Raw genomic sequence first — 18,940 nt, 5'->3', positions numbered from 1 at the left:
CATGGGCTTGGCTGAAAGACTCCGCAGCTACGCGATGCCGGCCACGGTGTTGCTGCTCACCGCGATCGCGGCGCTCTACGCCGCGCAGGCCGAAGGCTATCTGCCGTTCGTGCTGGCGATGGTGGCGCTCACCTGCATCGTCGGCGTCGGCCTCAACATCCTGGTCGGCCTCACCGGACAGATCTCGATCGGCCACGTCGGCTTCTACGCGATCGGCGCCTATACGGTGGCGATCCTGACGCTGCAGGGCTGGAGTTTCTGGCTGGCGCTGCCGCTGGCGGGCGTGATCGCCGGCGCCATCGGCCTGCTGCTGTCGCTGCCGGCGCTGCGCGTCAGCGGGCCGTATCTGGCGATGATCACCATCGCCTTCGCCTTCATCGTGCAGCATCTCACCATCGAATGGCGCGGCGTCACCGGCGGCTCCAACGGGCTGATGGGACTGCCGCCGCCGCAGCTCGGCGGCACGGTGTTCACCGAGCGCGAAATGGCGCTGCTGGCAATCCTGTTGGCCGGCGCCTCGACCTATCTGTTCTATCGGCTCGCAGGCTCCGCCTGGGGCAAGGCGATGGTCGCGGTGCGCGACGCCGAGGTCGCGGCGCGTTCGATCGGGCTCAACCCGATCAGCGTCAAGGCGGCGGCATTCGTGCTGTCGGCGGCGTTCGCCGGCGTGGCCGGCGGCATCTTCGCTTCGCTGCTCGCCTTCGTGGCGCCCGACTCGTTTCCGTTCTCGCAGTCGATCCTGTTCCTGTTCGCCTGCATTGTCGGCGGCGCCGGCTGGGTGCTCGGCCCGGTGGTCGGCGCCGCGATCACCGTTGTGCTGCCGGAATTGCTGTCGCAGCTCGCCGAATATCGGCTGCTGTTCTTCGGGCTGCTGCTGCTGGTGGTGCTGTGGTTGGCGCCGGAGGGCATCCTCGGCACGCTGGCGCGATTAGTAAGGCGGATCGATCCACGGCCGGCGAAGCCTGGTGACGTCGCAGCCTTCCTTGCTGCCTCGCCTGAGCACGGCGCACTGCAGATTGGCAACATCGGCATCAGCTTCGGCGGCATCAAGGCGGCCTCGCAGGTGTCGTTCATCGCCGAGCCCGGCAAGGTCACCAGCGTGATCGGCCCGAACGGCGCCGGCAAGACCACCGTGCTCAACATGATCGGCGGCTTCTACAAGCCGGACGCCGGCAGCATCCGGCTCGGCGGGCAGGAGCTCGCCGGCGCGCCGGCGTGGAAGGTGGCGCGCGCCGGCATCGGCCGCACCTATCAGACCACCAAACTGTTCGAGACCATGAGCGTGCGCGACAATGTGCTGATCGCGATGCGGCGCGGCCGGCTCGGCTCGATGCTGGCCTTTGCCGCGAATGACGCCGACGAAGCTGCCGCGGAAGCGCTGATCGACTTCGTCGGCTATCGCGGCGCGCTGGCCGCGGTCGCCGGCGATCTGCCGCATGTCGATCGCCGGCTGGTCGAGATTGCGCGCGCGCTGGCGATGCGGCCGCGCGTGCTGTTACTCGACGAGCCCGCCGCCGGGCTGATGGCGGCCGACAAGGATGCGCTCAGCGGCCTGCTGCGCCGGATCGCCGATCTCGGCATCGCGGTCATTCTGGTCGAGCACGACATGCGGCTGGTGATGGGAATCTCCGACCACGTCGTGGTGCTCGACGCCGGCACGCCGATCGCGGCCGGCACCGCCAACGTCATCCGCCGCGATCCGAAGGTGCTCGCCGCCTATCTCGGCGCCGCCGAGATGCGCGCGCGCGGCCGCGACGAGCCGTGGGACGGCTCGCGCGACGCTGTGCTGGACGTCATCAATCTGGTCGCCGGCTACGGCGCGGCGCCGGTGCTGCAAAAGGTCAATCTGCAGGTGCGGCCCGGCGAGATGGTGGCGCTGATCGGCGCCAACGGCGCCGGCAAATCGACGATGATGCGCGCGCTCGCCGGCCTGCTGCGTCCGGTGCAGGGCGACGTCATCCTCGACGATCAGCGCATCGAAACCAGCGAGGCGCATCGCATCGCCGCGCGCGGTCTCGCGCTGGTGCCGGAAGGCCGGCAGGTGTTTCCCGAACTCAGCGTCTACGACAATCTCGAACTCGGCGCCAACACGCGGACCAACGTCGATTACGCCGCCGAGATCGAAGCCGTGCTGACGCGGTTTCCGCGGCTGCGCGAGCGGCTGAACAGCCGGGCAGGGCTGTTGTCCGGCGGCGAACAGCAGATGCTGGCGATCGCGCGTGGCATGATGGCGAAGCCCCGCATCCTGCTGCTCGACGAGCCGTCGCTGGGGCTCGCGCCGGCGATGATCAACGAACTCTACGACGTGCTCGCCGATCTGCGTGACGAGGGCATCACCATCCTGCTGGTCGACCAGATCGCCGTGCTGGCGCTCGCGGTGGCCGACCGCGGCTATGTGATTGATAGCGGCACGATCGTGCGCGACGACAGCGCCGCCGCGCTCGCCAGCGATCCCGAGGTCGAGGCCGCTTATCTGGGCCATGCCGAAGCTGCGCAGTGACGCGCGCCCGTTCTTGTTCAGGAGTCCTTCCGTGACGTTCGATCTCATTCTCCGCAACGCCGCCGTCGTCGATCGTCCCGAGACGGCGCTCGACATCGGCATCAAGGCCGGACGCTTCGCCGCGATCGAGGCGGGGCTGCCGGCGACCGGCGCGCCGGAGCACGATTGCGGCGGTCGGCTCATCGTGCCGGGCTTCGTCGAAACCCACATCCATCTCGACAAATCCTGCCTGCTCGGCCGCTGCAACTGCGAGAAGGGCACGCTGGATGAAGCCATCGCCGAAGTCGTCAAGGCCAAGCGCGGCTTCACCGAGGAGGACGTGTATCAGCGCGCCTCGCAGACGCTGGAAAAGGCGATCAAGAACGGCACCAATCAGATGCGCACCCATGTCGAGGTGGACCCGCGGGTCGGCCTCACCAGCTTCCGCGCGCTGAAGCAGTTGAAGCTGGACTATTCATGGGCGATCGATCTGCAGCTCTGCGTGTTTCCGCAGGAGGGGCTGCTCGACGATCCCGGCTGCGACGCGGTGATGCTGCAGGCGCTGCGCGAGGGCGCCGACGTGGTCGGCGGCGCGCCCTATATGGACAAGGATTCGCACGGCCAGATCGGCCGGATCTTCGAGATGGCGAAGGAGTTCGACGTCGATATCGACTTCCATCTCGATTTCGGGCTCGATCCGGCGCATCTCGATCTCGACGAAGTGTGCCGGATGGCGGACGCCACCGGCTGGGGCGGCCGCGTCGCGATCGGCCACGTCACCAAGCTGTCGGCGATGCCGAAGGCCGCGTTCGATGCCGCGGCGAAGCGGCTTGCGGACGCCGGCGTCGCCGTCACCGTGCTGCCGGCGACAGACCTGTTTCTCACCGGCCGCGACGCCGAGTACAACGTGCCGCGCGGCGTGACGCCGGCGCACAAGCTGCGCGCGCAGGGTGTGAACTGCAGCATCTCGACCAACAACGTGCTCAACCCGTTCACGCCGTTCGGCGACTGCTCGCTGATCCGGATGATCAATCTCTACGCCAACGTCACCCAGGTCGCGGCGACCGCCGATCTCACCTTCTGCCTCGACATGGTGACGTCGGGCTCGGCGAAGCTGATCAACCGCGCGGATTACGGCATCGCCGTCGGCCATCCGGCCGATCTCGTGGTGCTGGATTGCGCCACCAAGGCGCAGGCGGTGTGCGAGATCGCGCAGCCGCTGTTCGGGCTCAAGCGCGGCGTGCGGACATTCGACAAACCCGCCGCGATCCTGCACAAACCGAGCTGATCTCGCCGCGCGGCGACAACAAGAAACTCACGGAGATGGTGATGCCGGTCGACGACAATCTGAACGCGTTCTGTACTTATGGCCGGGGCGATCGGCGGACACAGGACGGCGGCGCGCTGGCCGGGCTGAGCTTCGCGGTGAAGGATTTCTTCGACGTCGCGGGTCTGCCGACCGGCGCCGGCAGCCCGGAATGGCTGGCGACCCATCCGGTGCCGACACAGTCATCGCCCGTGGTCGACCGGCTGTTCGCCGCCGGCGGCACCATGGTCGGCAAGACCCACACCGACGAGATGGCGTGGAGCCTCAACGGCGAGAACGCGCATTACGGCACGCCGATCAATCCGGCCGCGCCGGGGCGGATTCCCGGCGGCTCGTCGAGCGGATCGGCCGCGGCAACCGCCGGCGGCCTGGTGGATTTCGCGATCGGCTCGGACACCGGCGGCTCGGTGCGGCTGCCGGCGAGCTATTGCGGCGTCTACGGCATCCGCACCACGCATGGGCGGATTCCGCTCGACGGCGCGGTGCCGCTGGCGCCGAGTTACGACACCGTCGGCTGGTTTTCGCGCAACGCTGCGTTGATGGCCCGGGTCGGGCAGGTGCTGCTCGACGGCGTCCGCGCGCCGCGCCGTCCCAAGCGCGTGCTGATCGCGCGCGATCTGTTCGACGCGCTCGAGCCGCGCGTCGTCGCGGCGCTGCAGCCGGGGCTCGCCCGGCTAAGCGGATTGCTGGGTGAGCCGGAGCCGGTTGAAGTCGCTGGCGACGAACGCGCGGCATGGCGCAACGCGTTTCGCGTGCTGCAATCCGCCGAAGCCTGGGCCGCGCATGGCGACTGGGTCAACGCGGTGAAGCCGGCGTTCGGTCCGGGCGTCAAGGAGCGCTTCGCCGCCGCCGCGGTGCTCGATCCGGCCGAAGTCGTCGCGGCGAAAGCGCTGCGCGAAACCATCGCGGCGAAGATGCGGACGCTGCTGCAGGACGACGCCGTGCTGATCGCGCCGACCGCGCCCGGCATCGCGCCGCTGCGCGGCAGCTCGGGCGAGGCGCTCGAAACCTTCCGCGCCCGCTCGCTCGAACTGCTCTGTCCCGCCGGCCATTCCGGCCTGCCGCAACTGTCGCTGCCGCTCGCCACGCTCGACGACTGCCCGATCGGCCTGTCGCTGATCGGCGGCCGCAATTGCGACGAGGATCTGCTGGCGCTCGCGGCCGAGCTGGAGGCGGGGACGGCGAAGCAGCACTGAGGCCGGCACCGCGCGTCTCGTCGCTTCGCCGCGGACCGCGTCGGCCTCGCGCGCCGCTTGACTCGTCAAGAACAAAATGAGAACAATTTTGTTGCGAAGTCAGGCTCGGAAGGCGATTCGATGGCCGATGTCACCTACTACGTCGCGCTGCCCTTCACCGCGTCGGACGAGGGTGCGGTGCCCGGTGAGCCGGCGGAGTGCCAGAGCGCATCCGCGGCCATCCGCAGAGCCGAGGTGCTCGCGCGGACCAGCGGCAATGCCGGCGCGGTCGCGTTCAGCCGGACCGGCGATCCGCTGATCGGCGAATTTCACGACGCAGTGCTGCTCAAGGCATTCGGCGATGTGCCGAGCGATCTGTCGGAGCTGTAGCGAGAGCGGGTGATTGCGCTGGGGGCGAGCCGGCGGTCACGGAGCGTGGGGCGCAGCAAACTTGGCGGCCGGCACGCGGTGATGTCGCGAAAATCGCCACAACCCCATCGCGGCGACGGCCGGCGGTGATGAATTCGTCGAGATTGCTGCGGGGTCCGGAATGGCTGGGGAACTAGGATTCGAACCTAGACAAACAGAGTCAGAGTCTGTTGTGCTACCGTTACACCATTCCCCACCGGAAAATGCCAGAATTGAATCAGGCATTTACGCTGGTGCCGGGGCGCGGGCTGAATCGATCTGGCCGGGCGCCTCGGATGTGGGGCGACTTCTAACGGGCTCGGCCGGTCCCCGCAAGGGCTTCCTGATGGCGAATGCCGGCTCGGCTGTGCAGAGGCCGGGCGCCTCCCTCTGCCACCCGGGCGACCTCGGCCGACCGTGGCGGCCGGTCCAGTTGAGAACTCTTCCAATTGTCAGCGAGGTCGCGCTCGGCCATATCCGCTGCAGCGGTGGTGGCCGTCTCGTCGCCACGGCCCTCGGAGCGCTGAATGGAAGAGCTGAACGGGCGAATGATCGCGTGCCAGATTCTGATCACCGGTCTGATCGCGCGGGTCGCCAATGATCAACCCGACCCGCTGCGCTTCCTCAGCGAATTTCGCGACGAGATCCGCGCGGTGGTGAGCGGAATCAGAATCGGCGGAGCCCTGGATGCCGACCGCGTCCGCGTGAGCGCGCAGCAGACCGTCGACGAATTGTTCTCGCTGATGAAGCCGCCGAGTCCGCCGTCCGAGTGACGCCAGACGTCACTATCCGCATACCGGATGCCGACGCGCAAGAATTGCGCAAATGCTTGTCTTCTCGGCATATCCCGAACATTCGGCCGGTCGCCTCCGGATGTTTGCGGAGGTGTTTGTTTAGAACCATTTTGATCTTGAGTGATTCCAATGCGTCAAAGGCGCGCGCAAGTTGACCCTCAAAATGGCGGCCGATACCACGGGAAGCTGCAGGTAATTAGCAACTGCACTTTTCGGGGGCGATGGGCAACATGAATGGGGCAAAGGCGCCGAGGTCGTTGCGGGCGGAAGCGTCGATCCGCACTTTCAACGACGAACTCGACAATCACTACGGCCGCAAGGTGTCAGCCGTCGCCGGCATGATCGCGGTGGCGTCGATCGGCGGCGCCGAGGCGCAGCAGTCCAACCTGCCGGCCGTCACCGTCGACGCCCCGGTGGCGCGGCCGCGTCCGGCGGCGAAGCCGACGCCCGACCAGGTCCGTGCCCGCACCGCGCTGCGTCGCGCGGCGCGGCGGGCTCAGCCGGCTCAGGTGGCGCCGGTGCCGTTCCCGAATGCCGGCGTGCTGTTGGCGGATCGCAACCCCTATGCCGACGCGGACGCGCCCTACAAGGTCGACCGGCTGTCGGGCACCAAGTTCACCGAGCCGCTGCTGAACACGCCGCGCACCGTGACCGTGCTGAGCAAAGAGATCCTGGAAGACAAGAACGCCACCTCGCTGCGCGACATCGCACGCTCCACCGCCGGCGTCACGCTCGGCACCGGGGAGGGCGGCAACGCCTTCGGCGATCGCTTCTTCATCCGCGGCTTCGACGCCCGCAACGACGTCTTCATCGACGGCATCCGCGATCCGGCGATCTCGATCCGCGAGAATTTCTTCACCGAGCAGGTCGAGATCCTGCGCGGCCCGGCCTCGACCATGGCCGGCCGCGGCACCGCCGGCGGCGCCATCAACATCGTCACCAAGCAGGCCACCACCGCCGGCAATTTCACCAAGGCCGAGACCACCTTCGGCACCGACGCCACCAAGCGGGTCACCGTCGACGTCAACCAGGTGATCAGCCCGACGCTCGCGGTGCGGTTCGACGGTTTGTACCAGGACGCCCGCGTCGCCGGGCGAAACTACGTCACCGACGACCGCTGGGGCACGCTCGCCGCGGTGAAGTGGACGCCGACCGACGCCGTCAAGGTCACCGCGAACTACGTCCACACCGATCTCGACGGCCTGCCGGATTTCGGCGTGCCCTACAACACCACGCTGCGGAAGCCCTCGACCAGCGTCAACGTTCCGCGCGAAACCTATTACGGCTTCATCAATCGCGACTTCCAGAAGGCGCAGCAGGATTTCGGCACCGTGATCGGCGAGTTCGCCATCACCCCCGATCTGACGCTGAGCAGTCGTTCGCGCGCCGGCCGTTCGGTGCTCGACTACATCGGCACGCTGCCGAGCAATCCGACCGCGACCACCGTGCAGCTCGCCTCGCAGAGCCGCTATCAGGTCACCAACGTGCTCGCCAACCAGACCGACCTGACCTACAAATTCGACACCGGTCCGGTGAAACACGCGCTGATCGGCGGCGCCGAAATCTCCCGCGAGAGCGTGATGCGCGACACCTATGCGGGGCTGACCTCGGAACTGACCGGGTTCCAGACCGGCGGCCGCATCACCGTGCCGCTGCTGTCGCCGCCGAACGAGTTCGAGTTCGCCAGCACGCCGCAGCGTGCCTACAATCCGACCTTCATCACCGTCGACACCAAGTCCGCTTATCTGATCGAAACCGCGAACTGGAACGATGTCGTCATCCTCAACGGCGGGGTGCGCTACGACGACTACAGCATCACCGGCCACACCGCGAGCACGTCGACCGGCGTGCAGTCCGGGATGTGGAACTACAATGTCGGCGCCGTGGTCAAGCCGCTGCCTTACGCCAGCCTCTACGCCGCCTACGCCACCTCGAGCAATCCGGTCGGCGCCGAACTCGACGCTTCGGGCACTGCCTATGGCGGACTCGTGGTCAACAACACCACCTTCCAGGCGCTGTCGCCCGAATTGAACAAGGCGGCCGAAATCGGCACCAAATGGGAACTGTTCGATCGGCACCTGCTGGTGACCGGTGCGCTGTTCCAGACCGAGAAATCCAACGCGCGCGAGACACAGGGCAGCACCATCCTGTCCACCGGCGTCTATCGCGTGCGCGGCATCGACCTCGGCGTCTCCGGCAAGCTGACCGAGCGCTGGAGCGTGTTCGGCGGTCTGGTGCTGATGGAGAGCGAGGTGCTGCAATCGATCGATCCGACCCAGGTCGGCGCCAAGCTCGCCAACATCGCGCACCAGTCGTTCAACATGCTCACCAAATATCGTATCGGTGAGCAGTGGGAGGTCGGCGGGCAGGCGACCTATGCCTCGAAGATCTACGGCGGCACCTTCGGCGCCATCAACGGCAACGTGCTGCCTGAGCATTGGCGGTTCGACAGCTTCGTCGAGTTCAAGGTCGACAAGCACCTGACTGCGAAGCTGTCGGTCAACAACATCCTCAACACGACCTATTACGACGCGTTCTATCGCAGCAACTCGCCGTTCGTGTTCATCGCGCCGGGCCGTTCGGTCTGGCTCACTCTGCGCGGCACGCTCTGAAAGCGTGCCCGGACTGGAGTCGCCATGCTGGTTTGCATTCCCGAGGTGCTGTCGAAGCATGAGGTGGCGGAGTTCCGCCATCTGATGGACGGCGCCGACTGGGAGGATGGTCGCTCCACGGCCGGCGCGCAGTCCGCCATGGTCAAGCGCAACGAGCAGCTTCCGCCGGACGGGGAGCTCGCCCGCGCGCTCGGCCGCCGCATCATCCAGGCGCTGACCGCCAATCCGAAATTCGTTGCGGCGGCGGTGCCGCTGCAGATCTTTCCGCCGCTGTTCAACCGCTATGCCGCGGCGGGCAATCATCATTTCGGCATCCACGTCGACAACGCGGTGCGCGGCGATCCGCTCACCGGGCTTCGTATCCGCACCGACCTGTCGGTGACGTTGTTCCTCTCCGAGCCGGACGAATACGACGGCGGCGAACTGGTGATCGAAGACACCTACGGCTCGCACGAGATCAAGCTGCCGGCCGGGGACTGCGTGCTGTATCCGTCGACCAGCCTGCACATGGTCACGCCGGTCACCCGCGGTGCGCGGGTCGCGTCTTTTTTCTGGCTGCAGAGCATGATACGAGATGCTCATGCACGCAGCATGATCTACGATCTCGATGGTGCCATTCAGGCCCTGGTCCAGCGGCTGGGACGCGACGACCCTGAAACGGTCAAATTGACCGGCATCTATCACAACCTCATCCGCTACTGGGCCGAAGTATGAAACTGTCGAAAATTCGATCGATCGCCGTCGCATTGGTTGCCGCAGTCCTGCTGGCGCACACCGCGCCCGTGTTCGCGCAACAGGCGGCTGCGCAGCAGCCTCCCGCCGCCACGCCGATGGCAGCGCCCTCGGCCGAGCAGCCCGCGACCGCCCCCGAGACTACCGGCGCGACCCAGGCATTGCCGGCCTCCGGCACCACGCCCAATGGCAGCGTGACGCCGGGACTCGCCGAACTGTCGCCCTGGTCGATGTTCATGCAGGCCGATATCGTCGTGAAGGCGGTGATGGTCGGTCTGGCGCTCGCCTCGATGATCACCTGGACCATCCTCATCGCCAAGAAGATCGAACTCGGTCGCGCCCGCTTGCGGCTGCGCTCGGCGCTGAAGCAGATTTCCGAAGCGCGGTCGATGTCGGAAGCGCAACTCGCGCTCGGCGACAAGACCAGCCCGCTGTCGATGCTGCTGGCGGCGGCGCTGCGCGAGGCCCGGGTCTCGGCCGGGCTCGCCAGCGACGAGGGCATCAAGGAGCGCGCGGTGTCGAGCTTCAGCGAAATCGTCCGCGCCGAGTCGCGGCACATGCGCCACGGTATGGGCTTTCTCGCCACCATCGGCGCGACCGCCCCGTTCATCGGCCTGTTCGGCACGGTGTGGGGCATCATGAACAGCTTCATCGGCATTTCGAAATCGCAGACCACCAATCTGGCGGTGGTCGCGCCCGGCATCGCCGAGGCGCTGCTCGCCACCGCGATCGGCCTGGTCGCGGCGATTCCGGCGGTGATCATCTACAATCACTTCTCGCGCGAGATTAAGGTCTATCTCGAGATGGTGGCGCGTGCCTCCGGCGCGGCGTTGCGGCTGTTGTCGCGCGACCTCGACCGCAGCCACGGCAGTGGTCGTCATTCGCGCGCGGCGGAGTAGCCGATGGCGGTCTCCCTCAACGATTCCGACGGCCTCGACGACGATTTCGACGAGACCCACGAGATCAACGTCACGCCGTTCATCGACGTCATGCTGGTGCTGCTGATCATCTTCATGGTCGCCGCGCCGCTGTCGACGGTGGATCTGCCGGTCAGCCTGCCGACCTCGACCGCGACGCCGCAGAAGCGTCCCGACAAGCCGACCTATGTCAGCATCAAGCCCGATCTCGCGGTGGCGATCGGCGAGGAGCAGGTCAAGCGCGTCGATCTGGTGCGGACGCTGGATGCGATGCCGGACATGACCAAGGATCGTTTCATCTTCGTGCGCGCCGACCGCGCGGTGCCGTATGGCGAGCTGATGGACGTGCTGGAGATGCTGCGCACCGGCGGCTACGCTAAGATCAAGCTGGTGGCGCTGGAAGGCGTGCCCGGATCTGCGCCGGGGGCGCAATAGCGCTATGACCGAGTTCGATTTCTCCCACAAGCCTTCGCGCACGTTGTGGCTGATCGCCGGAATCGCCGCGGTCGCGCTGCATGTCGGCGGCGTCGCGCTGGCCATGGCCAATCGGGACACGGACGTCGACGACGACGCGCTGGGCGCGCCGGCGATCGAGGTCGGCGTCGAGATGATGTCGCCGAAGCACGAGGCGACCGATCTGCCGCCCGGCCCGGACACCGACGCCTCTGCGGCGTCGCCGGCGCTGAACGAGCAGAAGGCCGAGGTTCAGGAAACCGACCTGCCGAAGGACATCCCGCAGGAGACCGAAGAGGCCGACCGCGTCGTCACCACGCAGGAGGCGAAGAAGCCCGACGAGGAGGCGAAGGAAAAGGCGGTGGTGCAGCAGCAGGCCTCGACCGAATCGGTCGCCGCCGAAGCCACCGCGATGCCGAGCAACGAGACCGCCAAGGAAGGCCCGCGCTCGGTCGCCCCCGCCCAGGGCGTCGGCCAGGCCGCGCAGCGCATCCGCGCCACTTGGCAGAAGGAACTGGTCGCCTATCTCGACAAGCACAAGCGCTACCCGAAAGACGGCAGCCAGAAGAACGTGCGGATCGTGGTCAGCTTCGAGCTCGACCGGCTCGGCCACGTGCTCTCGACCCGGATCGTCGAAGGCTCCGGCGATGCCGCCTTCGATCAGGCCGCGCTCGACATGATCAAGCGCTCCGACCCGGTCCCGGCCCCGCCGCCGCTGATCGCCGACGAAGGCCTGACCTTCAGCCTGCCGGTGATCTTCCGGACGAAGGGGAAGGGTTGAGCACAACGCAGCCCGACTGATCGGATCGGCGATCCACGACTTGGTGGTGGGCTCTCATGGCTGACGGATGGGATCAATCGGCGGCGGCGTGGATCGCCGATATGGCCGATGAAGGCGATTTCGGGCGACGGTTCGTTCTCGATGCCCCGATGCTGGCGCGGGTGAGCGCGGGCGGCTTCCAGCGTGCCCTCGACGTCGGGTGCGGGGAGGGCCGGTTCTGCCGCAAGCTGCGGAGCTTGGATATCGCCGCAATCGGGATCGATCCGACGCAGGCGCTGATCGAGCGCGCGCAACATCTCGATCCTGGCGGCGACTACCGGATGGGTCGGGCTGAGGCACTAGCTTTTCCAGATTGCTCTTTCGACCTGGTCGTCAGCTATCTCACGCTGATCGATATCCCGGACGTCGCTGCGGCGATCGCGGAGATGACCCGCGTGCTGAGACCGGGTGGAGCTTTGTTGATCGCCAACCTCAACAGCTTCATGACCGCCTCGCAGCCGGATGGTTGGACCCGCGACGCCGACGGCAAGCTTCAGCTTCGGATCGACAACTACATGACGGAGCGCGCCGATTGGGTGTCGTGGCGCGGGATCCGCATCCGCAATTGGCATCGGCCGCTGAGTAGCTACATGTCGGTACTGCTCCAGAACGGCCTGCAGCTCGTGCATTTCTCAGAGCCGCTGCCTCATGGCGGTGATCCGGACACCGTGAGTCGCTATCGGCGCGCGCCTTGGTTCTTGATCATGGAATGGCGCAAGCCGCTTGGCTGAAATCAGGCCGGCCCGAGCGCTCAATACGTCGCCCGGCCGCCCGAAATATCGAACACCGCGCCGGTCGAGAACGCGCAGTCTTCCGACGCCAGCCACGCCACCATTGCGGCCAGTTCCTCGACCAGCACGAAACGGCCCTTCGGAATCTTCGACAGCATGAAGTCGATATGCTGTTGCGTCATCTGGTCGAAGATCGCGGTGCGGGCGGCGGCCGGCGTCACCGCGTTGACGGCGATGTCGTAGGCGGCGAGCTCCTTGCCGAGCGATTTGGTCAGCGCGATCAGCCCGGCTTTCGAGGCCGAGTAGTGCGCGGCGTTGGGGTTGCCTTCCTTTCCGGCGATCGACGCGATATTGACGATGCGGCCGTATTTATGCGCAATCATCAGCGGCACGATCGATTTGCAGCAGATGAACGGCCCGTCGAGATTGATCCGCAGCACCTTGCGCCACTCGTCGTAATCGGTGTCCCAGACGGTCTTGTTGATGCCGGCGATGCCGGCATTGTTGACGAGGATGTCGATCTTGCCGAACGCGGCGATCGTCGCGTCGCGCGCTTTGTCGACCGCGGCCGGATCGGTGACGTCGACCTGATAGGCACTGACGACATCGTCGCCGATCTCCTTGGCGGTGGTCTCGGCCAGCGCGATGTCGTGATCCCAGATCGCCACCCGCGCGCCCGATGCCGCGAACCGCTCGGCGATCGCCCGCCCGAACCCCTGCGCCCCGCCGGTGACGACCGCGCAGCGGTTATTGAGATCGATGGTGTTCATCTGTCCTGGTCCCTTGCGACATGACGTGGTCCCTCATGGTGAGGAGCGCGCTCTGGCGCGCGTCTCGAACCATGAGGATGAACAACCTCATCCTTCGAGACGCGGCGAAGGCGCCGCTCCTCAGGATGAGGTGCTGTGCTCGCTTTGACGTCGATCGCATCGCTCACAACGTCCAGCCGCCGTCGATGATGTGCGCGACGCCGGTGGTGAAGGCGCTTTCGTCGCTGGCGAGATACACTGCGAGCGCTGCGATTTCTTCTGCGGTGCCGAGCCGGCCCATCGGCTGGCGCGCCACGAACATCTCGCGGCCCTGCGGCCCTGCGGCGGCGGCGCGGCCGAGCATCGACGGCGTCTCGATCGTGCCGGGGCAGATCGCGTTGCAGCGGATGCCGCGGGTGATGAAGTCGGCCGCGACCGCACGCGTCAATGCGGCGACCGCGGCTTTCGTCGCGCCATAGACGTAGCGGTTCGGCACCGCCTTGAAGACGCCGGCGGCCGAGGAGATGTTGACGATCGAACCGCCGCCTTTCTCCAGCATCCCCGGCAGAAACGCCCGGATGGTGCGGTGCACCGATTTGACGTTGAGGTCGAACGAGAAATCCCAGTCGGCGTCCGAGCAGTCCAGCACGGTGCCGTGATGCACGAACCCGGCGGCGTTGAGCAGGATATCGACGGGACCCACGCGAGCCGCCATCGCCGCCACAGCGTCGCTGTCGCGGACGTCGAGCCGCGCCGCTTCGCCGACGCCGTCCTTGGCGAGGCTCGCAAGCCCGGCCTCGTCGATATCTGTCGCAAATACTTCCGCGCCCTCGCGCGCGAACGCGATCGCCGACGCCCGCCCGATCCCCGCGGCGGCTGCGGTGACGAATGCGCGTTTGCCTTTCAATCGGTCGGACATGGTGTTTCCTCCTCACGGATGTCATTGCCGGGCTTGACCCCGCAATCCATCGTTCTTCGTGTGGTGATGGATGCGCGGGTCGAGCCCGCGCATGACGATGTTTGTGCGGCGAGCGTTGTGCCTCGATCGTCGATCAATGATTATGCCGCGCCACGCCCACCGTCCCCGCGATATCCCTGTAGCGCGTCGCGAGTTCGAGGCAGGCGCCGGTGGCCTGCTGGCCGACGGTCGCGCGATACAATTCCTGCCACGGCGTCTGATGCTTCGGATAGGCGAAGCCGCCATGCGCCTCGAGGTCGGCGCGGCGCTGTTTCAGTTCCTCATCGCTGATGAGAATATTCGCGCTGCCTTTGACGAGGTCGATGCGGACGCGGTCGCCGGTCCGCAGGATCGCGAGCCCGCCATTGGCGGCGGCTTCCGGCGTCGCGTTGAGGATCGACGGCGAGCCCGACGTGCCTGACTGCCGGCCGTCGCCGATGCAGGGCAGCGAATGGATGCCGCGTTTGATCAGCGCCGCCGGCGGCTGCATGTTCACCACCTCGGCGCCGCCCGGATAGCCGATCGGCCCGGTGCCGCGCACGAACAGGATGCAGTGCTCGTCGATGTCGAGCGAAGCGTCGTCGATGCGGTGGTGATAGTCCTCCGGCCCCTCGAACACGATGGCGCGACCCTCGAACGCGTTGGGGTCTTTCGGGTTCGACAGATAGCGCTCACGGAATTCGAGGCTGATCACGCTGGTCTTCATGATCGCGGAATCGAACAGATTGCCGCGCAGCACCAGGAAGCCGGCGTCCTGCACCAGCGGCCCGTCGTAGGACTTGATCACGTCGCCGTCGGGCGCGGGCGCATCGGCGCAGTTCTGCCCCATGGTGCGGCCGTTCACCGTCAGCGCGTCCTTGTGAATCTTGCCGTGCGTCATCAGTTCGCGCACCACGGTCGGCACGCCGCCGGCGCGGTGATACTCCTCGCCGAGATAAAAGCCCGCCGGCTGCATGTTGACCAGCAGCGGGATGGTGTGGCCGACGCTCTGCCAGTCGTCGATCGTGAGTTCCACGCCGATGTGGCGCGCCAGCGCGTTGAGGTGGATCGGCGCATTGGTCGAGCCGCCGATCGCCGAATTCACCACGATGGCGTTTTCGAACGCCTCGCGCGTCAGGATGTCGGACGGCTTCAGATCCTCCCACACCATCTCGACCGCGCGCACGCCGGTGGCGTAGGCGATCTGGCCGCGCTCGCGATACGGCGCCGGGATCGCGGCGCAGCCCGGCAGCGACATGCCGAGCGCTTCGGCCAGCGAGTTCATCGTCGACGCCGTGCCCATGGTGTTGCAATGGCCGACCGAGGGCGCCGACGACGCCACGATCTCCATGAACTCCTCGTAGTCGATCTCGCCGGCGGCGAGGCGCTCGCGCGATTTCCACACCACCGTGCCGGAGCCGGTGCGCTCGCCATCGTGCCAGCCGTTCAGCATCGGCCCGCCGGACAGCACGATCGCCGGGATGTTCACGGTCGCCGCCGCCATCAGGCAGGCCGGCGTGGTCTTGTCGCAGCCGGTGGTGAGCACCACGCCGTCGAGCGGATAGCTGAACAGCACTTCGACGAGGCCGAGATAAGCCAGATTGCGGTCGAGCGCGGCGGTCGGCCGCTTGCCGGTCTCCTGGATAGGATGCACCGGGAATTCCATCGCGATGCCGCCGGCGGCGCGGATGCCTTCGCGCACCCGCTGCGCCAGTTCGAGATGATGGCGGTTGCACGGCGACAGATCGTTGCCGGTCTGGGCGATGCCGATGATCGGCTTGCCGGACTGCAGCTCGCCGCGCGTCAGTCCGTAGTTCAGATAGCGCTCGAGATACAGCGCGGTCATCGCCGGATTGTGCGGGTCGTTGAACCATTCGCTGGAACGGAGTTTGCGCCGGGCAATCCCGGGGGTGATCTTGTTCATCGTTTCTCCCGCAGCGCACACGCCCGTTGTCCGGGCGTCTCGAGCTTATTGATGGTGAGTCAGTCGGCGGAGGCGCATGCTGACATGTCGCTTGCATCTACGCAATTGGCGGTGATGCCGATGGCGCGCGTTAATTTGTTGGCGCGACAGCTCCGCAAAAATCTGGTAAGAGCTTCGTCAACAAACATCCGGCCTGCGGCAACGACCGCATCCAACAGGCCGGTCCCGGGAGGTGATGTATGGCGTCGGTGCAGATTCACGACGTGCGGAAATCATTCGGCGGCTTCGAAGTCCTGCATGGCGTGACGGTTCCGATCGAGGACGGGGCCTTCGTGGTGCTGGTCGGCCCATCGGGATGTGGCAAGTCCACGTTGCTGCGAATGCTCGCGGGGCTGGAAAAAATCACTTCCGGGACGATCTCGATCGGCGACCGCATCGTCAACGACGTGCAGCCGAAGGAACGCGACATCGCGATGGTGTTCCAGAACTACGCGCTGTATCCGCACATGACCGTCGCCCAGAACATGGGCTTCTCCCTGAAGCTGCGTGGCGCCGACCAGAAAGCGATCGACGACAAGGTCAATCGCGCCGCCGACATTCTCGATCTGCGCAAACTGCTCGACCGCTTCCCCCGGCAGCTCTCCGGCGGCCAGCGCCAGCGCGTCGCGATGGGCCGCGCGATCGTGCGCGATCCGCAGGTGTTTCTGTTCGACGAGCCGCTGTCGAATCTCGACGCCAAGCTGCGCGTGGCGATGCGCACCGAGATCAAGGAACTGCATCAGCGCCTGAAGACCACCACGGTCTACGTCACCCACGACCAGATCGAGGCCATGACCATGGCCGACAAGATCGTGGTGATGCAAGACGGTATCGTCGAGCAGATCGGCGCGCCGCTCGATCTCTACGACAACCCCGCCAACAAATTCGTCGCCGGCTTCATCGGCTCGCCGGCGATGAATTTTCTCGACGGCATGCTGAAGGTCAATGGCGGCCAGCCCTGGGTCGAGACCGCCAGCGGCGCGCGATTGCCGATCAGCGAAGCGCCCGCGAGCGGCAACGGCCGGCCGATCACTTACGGCATCCGCCCCGAACATCTCGACTTCGCCGATACCGGCATCGCGGCCGAGGTGGTGGTGGTCGAACCGACCGGCTCGGAAACCCAGATCGTCGCGCGCGTCGGCACGCAGGAGATCATCGCGGTGTTCCGCGAGCGGCATCAGGTGCGGCCCGGCGACATCATCCATCTGCAGCCGCGTCCGCAGGTCGCCCATCTGTTCGACAAGGAGACCGGCATGCGGCTCTGACCGTTCCGATCGAACGGCGTTCCGGATCGAGGAAAGTAGTGACAAGACGAGTACGATCGCAATCAGGACCAAATAAGCAATATAGAGGAGTGAACGGACGATGACTGACTTCACATTCGATCGCCGCTCGTTGCTGAAAGGTGGCGCGCTGACACTGGCCGCGGCGGCGACCATGTCCGCCGATCAGTTGCTCGGCTACGCCAAGGCCTGGGCGCAGACCTCGCCATGGAAGCCGGAGGCCGGCGCCAAGATCAATCTGCTGCGCTGGAAGCGCTTCGTCGAAGCCGAGGACGTCGCCTTCATGAAGATCGTCGACGCGTTCCAGAAAGCCAACAACGTCACCATCAACGTCTCCAACGAATCCTACGACGACATCCAGCCGAAAGCGTCGGTCGCGGCCAATACCGGGCAGGGGCTCGACATGGTGTGGGGACTGTATTCGCTGCCGTTCCTGTTCCCGAGCAAATGCACCGACGTCACCGACGTCGCCGACTATCTCGCCAAGAAGAACGGCGGCTGGACCGAGTCCGGCAAGGCCTACGGCATGCACGAGGGCAAGTGGATCGGCATTCCGGTCGCCGCCACCGGCGGCCTCGTCAACTACCGGATCAGCGCCGCCGAGAAGGCGGGCCACAAGGAATTCCCCAAGGATCTCGCCGGCTTCTCCGACCTGATCAAGGCGATGAACAAGAACGGCACGCCGGCCGGCATGGCGCTCGGCCACGCCTCGGGCGACGCCAATGGCTGGGTGCACTGGGCGCTGTGGGCGCATGGCGGCAAGCTGATCGACAAGGACAACAAGGTGGCCGTCAATTCGCCGGAGACGGCGAAGGCGCTCGACTATGTGAAGGGCCTGTACGAGAACTTCATTCCCGGCACCGCGTCGTGGAACGACGCCTCCAACAACAAGGCGTTTCTCGCCGGCCAGCTCTATCTCACCGTCAACGGCATCTCGATCTACGTGGCGGCGAAGAAGGACAACAAGGAGATGGCGGCGGACATCGGCCACGCGCATCTGCCCGCCGGCGTCAGCGGCAAGACCCGCGAGCTGCATCTCGGCTTCCCGATCCTAATCTACAACTTCACCAAGTTTCCGAACACCTGCAAGGCGTTCACCGCCTTCATGATGGAGCCGGAGCAGTTCAACCCGTGGGTCGAGGCGGCGCAGGGTTATCTGTCGCCGTTCCTGCTCGACTTCGAGAAGAACCCGATGTGGACCGCGGACCCCAAGAACACGCCGTATCGCGACGTCGGCCGCACCGCGTCCACGCCCGCCGGCGACGGCCAGATGGGCGAAAACGCGGCGGCGGCGATCGCCGATTTCGTCGTGGTCGACATGTTCGCCAACTACTGCACCGGCCGCGAAGACGTGAAGACCGCGATGAGCAGCGCCGAAAGCGCGGCAAAGCGGATCTTCCGGGCGTGAGGCGATTGACGCCGAGAGATCGGCGCGCCGCGCCGACCTCGCAGTCGTTGGTGAGGCCACGAATTGAACCTTCAAGTTCGTCATTCCGGGATGCGCCCCTTGGGGCGCAGGCCCGGAATCCATACTCCCCGTGGTGGTTATGGATTCCGGGT

General features: G+C 66.3%; 16 protein-coding genes and 1 tRNA gene. 13 read left to right on the top strand and 4 right to left on the bottom strand.

Annotated features, from left to right (window positions below; genetic code table 11):
- Nucleotide 1 precedes the first annotated feature (1 nt).
- The 4 genes from SR870_RS09365 (at nt 2) to SR870_RS09350 (ending at nt 5,371) form a co-directional block, all read left to right on the top strand.
- Nucleotides 2–2,500 carry a branched-chain amino acid ABC transporter ATP-binding protein/permease gene (locus SR870_RS09365; RefSeq protein ID WP_322517697.1) on the top strand — a complete coding sequence of 833 codons (2,499 nt, stop codon included), beginning with the start codon at nt 2–4 and terminating at the stop codon, nt 2,498–2,500.
- 31 nt (nt 2,501–2,531) lie between these two features.
- Complete coding sequence (locus SR870_RS09360; protein ID WP_322517696.1) at nt 2,532–3,767, top strand: amidohydrolase family protein; 1,236 nt, start codon at nt 2,532–2,534, stop codon at nt 3,765–3,767.
- Nucleotides 3,768–3,808: 41 nt separating this feature from the next.
- Nucleotides 3,809–5,002, top strand: a complete 1,194-nt coding sequence (locus SR870_RS09355) for an amidase (RefSeq protein WP_322517695.1) — start codon at nt 3,809–3,811, stop codon at nt 5,000–5,002.
- Nucleotides 5,003–5,122: 120 nt separating this feature from the next.
- Nucleotides 5,123–5,371 (top strand): hypothetical protein, encoded by a 249-nt coding sequence (locus SR870_RS09350; protein WP_322517694.1) that lies wholly within the window; start codon nt 5,123–5,125, stop codon nt 5,369–5,371.
- Nucleotides 5,372–5,532: 161 nt separating this feature from the next.
- Here SR870_RS09350 and SR870_RS09345 read toward each other — a convergent pair.
- A tRNA-Gln gene (locus SR870_RS09345) sits at nt 5,533–5,606 on the bottom strand.
- 310 nt (nt 5,607–5,916) lie between these two features.
- On the opposite strand from SR870_RS09345, the gene SR870_RS09340 reads away from it, so the two are divergent.
- The 7 genes from SR870_RS09340 to SR870_RS09310 all read left to right on the top strand — a co-directional run bounded on the left by SR870_RS09340 (nt 5,917) and on the right by SR870_RS09310 (nt 12,448).
- Nucleotides 5,917–6,162 (top strand): hypothetical protein, encoded by a 246-nt coding sequence (locus SR870_RS09340; protein WP_322517693.1) that lies wholly within the window; start codon nt 5,917–5,919, stop codon nt 6,160–6,162.
- A 251-nt stretch (nt 6,163–6,413) separates the two neighbouring features.
- Nucleotides 6,414–8,795 carry a TonB-dependent receptor gene (locus tag SR870_RS09335; protein WP_322517692.1) on the top strand — a complete coding sequence of 794 codons (2,382 nt, stop codon included), beginning with the start codon at nt 6,414–6,416 and terminating at the stop codon, nt 8,793–8,795.
- A gap of 24 nt (nt 8,796–8,819) precedes the next feature.
- On the top strand, nt 8,820–9,509 hold the full coding sequence (locus tag SR870_RS09330; RefSeq protein WP_322517691.1) for a Fe2+-dependent dioxygenase: 690 nt from the start codon (nt 8,820–8,822) through the stop codon (nt 9,507–9,509).
- Nucleotides 9,506–10,426: a tonB-system energizer ExbB gene (gene exbB, locus SR870_RS09325; protein ID WP_322517690.1), complete on the top strand. Its 921-nt coding sequence runs from the start codon at nt 9,506–9,508 to the stop codon at nt 10,424–10,426. Before SR870_RS09330 ends, exbB begins: the two co-directional genes overlap by 4 nt.
- A 3-nt stretch (nt 10,427–10,429) precedes the next feature.
- Nucleotides 10,430–10,879 carry a TonB system transport protein ExbD gene (exbD, locus tag SR870_RS09320; RefSeq protein ID WP_322517689.1) on the top strand — a complete coding sequence of 150 codons (450 nt, stop codon included), beginning with the start codon at nt 10,430–10,432 and terminating at the stop codon, nt 10,877–10,879.
- A 4-nt stretch (nt 10,880–10,883) separates the two neighbouring features.
- Nucleotides 10,884–11,678, top strand: a complete 795-nt coding sequence (locus SR870_RS09315) for an energy transducer TonB (RefSeq protein WP_322517688.1) — start codon at nt 10,884–10,886, stop codon at nt 11,676–11,678.
- A gap of 56 nt (nt 11,679–11,734) precedes the next feature.
- Nucleotides 11,735–12,448 (top strand): class I SAM-dependent methyltransferase, encoded by a 714-nt coding sequence (locus tag SR870_RS09310; protein WP_322517687.1) that lies wholly within the window; start codon nt 11,735–11,737, stop codon nt 12,446–12,448.
- 20 nt (nt 12,449–12,468) lie between these two features.
- Here SR870_RS09310 and SR870_RS09305 read toward each other — a convergent pair whose 3' ends face one another.
- From SR870_RS09305 to SR870_RS09295, 3 genes are all read right to left on the bottom strand, one after another.
- A complete protein-coding gene (locus SR870_RS09305; RefSeq protein ID WP_322517686.1) occupies nt 12,469–13,218 on the bottom strand; it encodes an SDR family NAD(P)-dependent oxidoreductase in 750 nt (249 codons plus the stop codon).
- 163 nt (nt 13,219–13,381) lie between these two features.
- Nucleotides 13,382–14,116 carry an SDR family oxidoreductase gene (locus SR870_RS09300; RefSeq protein ID WP_322517685.1) on the bottom strand — a complete coding sequence of 245 codons (735 nt, stop codon included), beginning with the start codon at nt 14,114–14,116 and terminating at the stop codon, nt 13,382–13,384.
- A gap of 133 nt (nt 14,117–14,249) precedes the next feature.
- Complete coding sequence (locus SR870_RS09295; RefSeq protein WP_322517684.1) at nt 14,250–16,058, bottom strand: IlvD/Edd family dehydratase; 1,809 nt, start codon at nt 16,056–16,058, stop codon at nt 14,250–14,252.
- Nucleotides 16,059–16,297: 239 nt separating this feature from the next.
- On the opposite strand from SR870_RS09295, the gene SR870_RS09290 reads away from it, so the two are divergent.
- Entirely contained in the window at nt 16,298–17,362 is a 1,065-nt protein-coding gene (locus SR870_RS09290) for a sn-glycerol-3-phosphate ABC transporter ATP-binding protein UgpC (protein ID WP_322517683.1), read from the top strand.
- Between the two features lie 100 nt (nt 17,363–17,462).
- Entirely contained in the window at nt 17,463–18,788 is a 1,326-nt protein-coding gene (locus tag SR870_RS09285) for an ABC transporter substrate-binding protein (protein WP_322517682.1), read from the top strand.
- The last annotated feature ends 152 nt before the right edge of the window (nt 18,789–18,940 follow it).

The organism is Rhodopseudomonas palustris, assembly GCF_034479375.1.
Classification (GTDB): Bacteria; Pseudomonadota; Alphaproteobacteria; order Rhizobiales; family Xanthobacteraceae; genus Rhodopseudomonas; species Rhodopseudomonas palustris_M.
Note: the sequence above shows the minus strand (reverse complement) of the source record. Positions and strands in the feature narration are given on the sequence as shown.

Bases quoted from the DNA above. Each gene is read 5' to 3' on its own strand.
- SR870_RS09315 (WP_322517688.1), top strand. From the start codon at position 10,884: ATGACCGAGTTCGATTTCTCCCACAAGCCTTCGCGCACGTTGTGGCTG.
- SR870_RS09365 (WP_322517697.1), top strand. From the start codon at position 2: ATGGGCTTGGCTGAAAGACTCCGCAGCTACGCGATGCCGGCCACGGTG.
- exbB (WP_322517690.1), top strand. From the start codon at position 9,506: ATGAAACTGTCGAAAATTCGATCGATCGCCGTCGCATTGGTTGCCGCA.
- SR870_RS09290 (WP_322517683.1), top strand. From the start codon at position 16,298: ATGGCGTCGGTGCAGATTCACGACGTGCGGAAATCATTCGGCGGCTTC.
- SR870_RS09310 (WP_322517687.1), top strand. From the start codon at position 11,735: ATGGCTGACGGATGGGATCAATCGGCGGCGGCGTGGATCGCCGATATG.
- SR870_RS09295 (WP_322517684.1), bottom strand. From the start codon at position 16,058: ATGAACAAGATCACCCCCGGGATTGCCCGGCGCAAACTCCGTTCCAGC.
- SR870_RS09305 (WP_322517686.1), bottom strand. From the start codon at position 13,218: ATGAACACCATCGATCTCAATAACCGCTGCGCGGTCGTCACCGGCGGG.
- SR870_RS09300 (WP_322517685.1), bottom strand. From the start codon at position 14,116: ATGTCCGACCGATTGAAAGGCAAACGCGCATTCGTCACCGCAGCCGCC.
- exbD (WP_322517689.1), top strand. From the start codon at position 10,430: ATGGCGGTCTCCCTCAACGATTCCGACGGCCTCGACGACGATTTCGAC.
- SR870_RS09335 (WP_322517692.1), top strand. From the start codon at position 6,414: ATGAATGGGGCAAAGGCGCCGAGGTCGTTGCGGGCGGAAGCGTCGATC.
- SR870_RS09350 (WP_322517694.1), top strand. From the start codon at position 5,123: ATGGCCGATGTCACCTACTACGTCGCGCTGCCCTTCACCGCGTCGGAC.
- SR870_RS09285 (WP_322517682.1), top strand. From the start codon at position 17,463: ATGACTGACTTCACATTCGATCGCCGCTCGTTGCTGAAAGGTGGCGCG.
- SR870_RS09330 (WP_322517691.1), top strand. From the start codon at position 8,820: ATGCTGGTTTGCATTCCCGAGGTGCTGTCGAAGCATGAGGTGGCGGAG.
- SR870_RS09355 (WP_322517695.1), top strand. From the start codon at position 3,809: ATGCCGGTCGACGACAATCTGAACGCGTTCTGTACTTATGGCCGGGGC.
- SR870_RS09340 (WP_322517693.1), top strand. From the start codon at position 5,917: ATGGAAGAGCTGAACGGGCGAATGATCGCGTGCCAGATTCTGATCACC.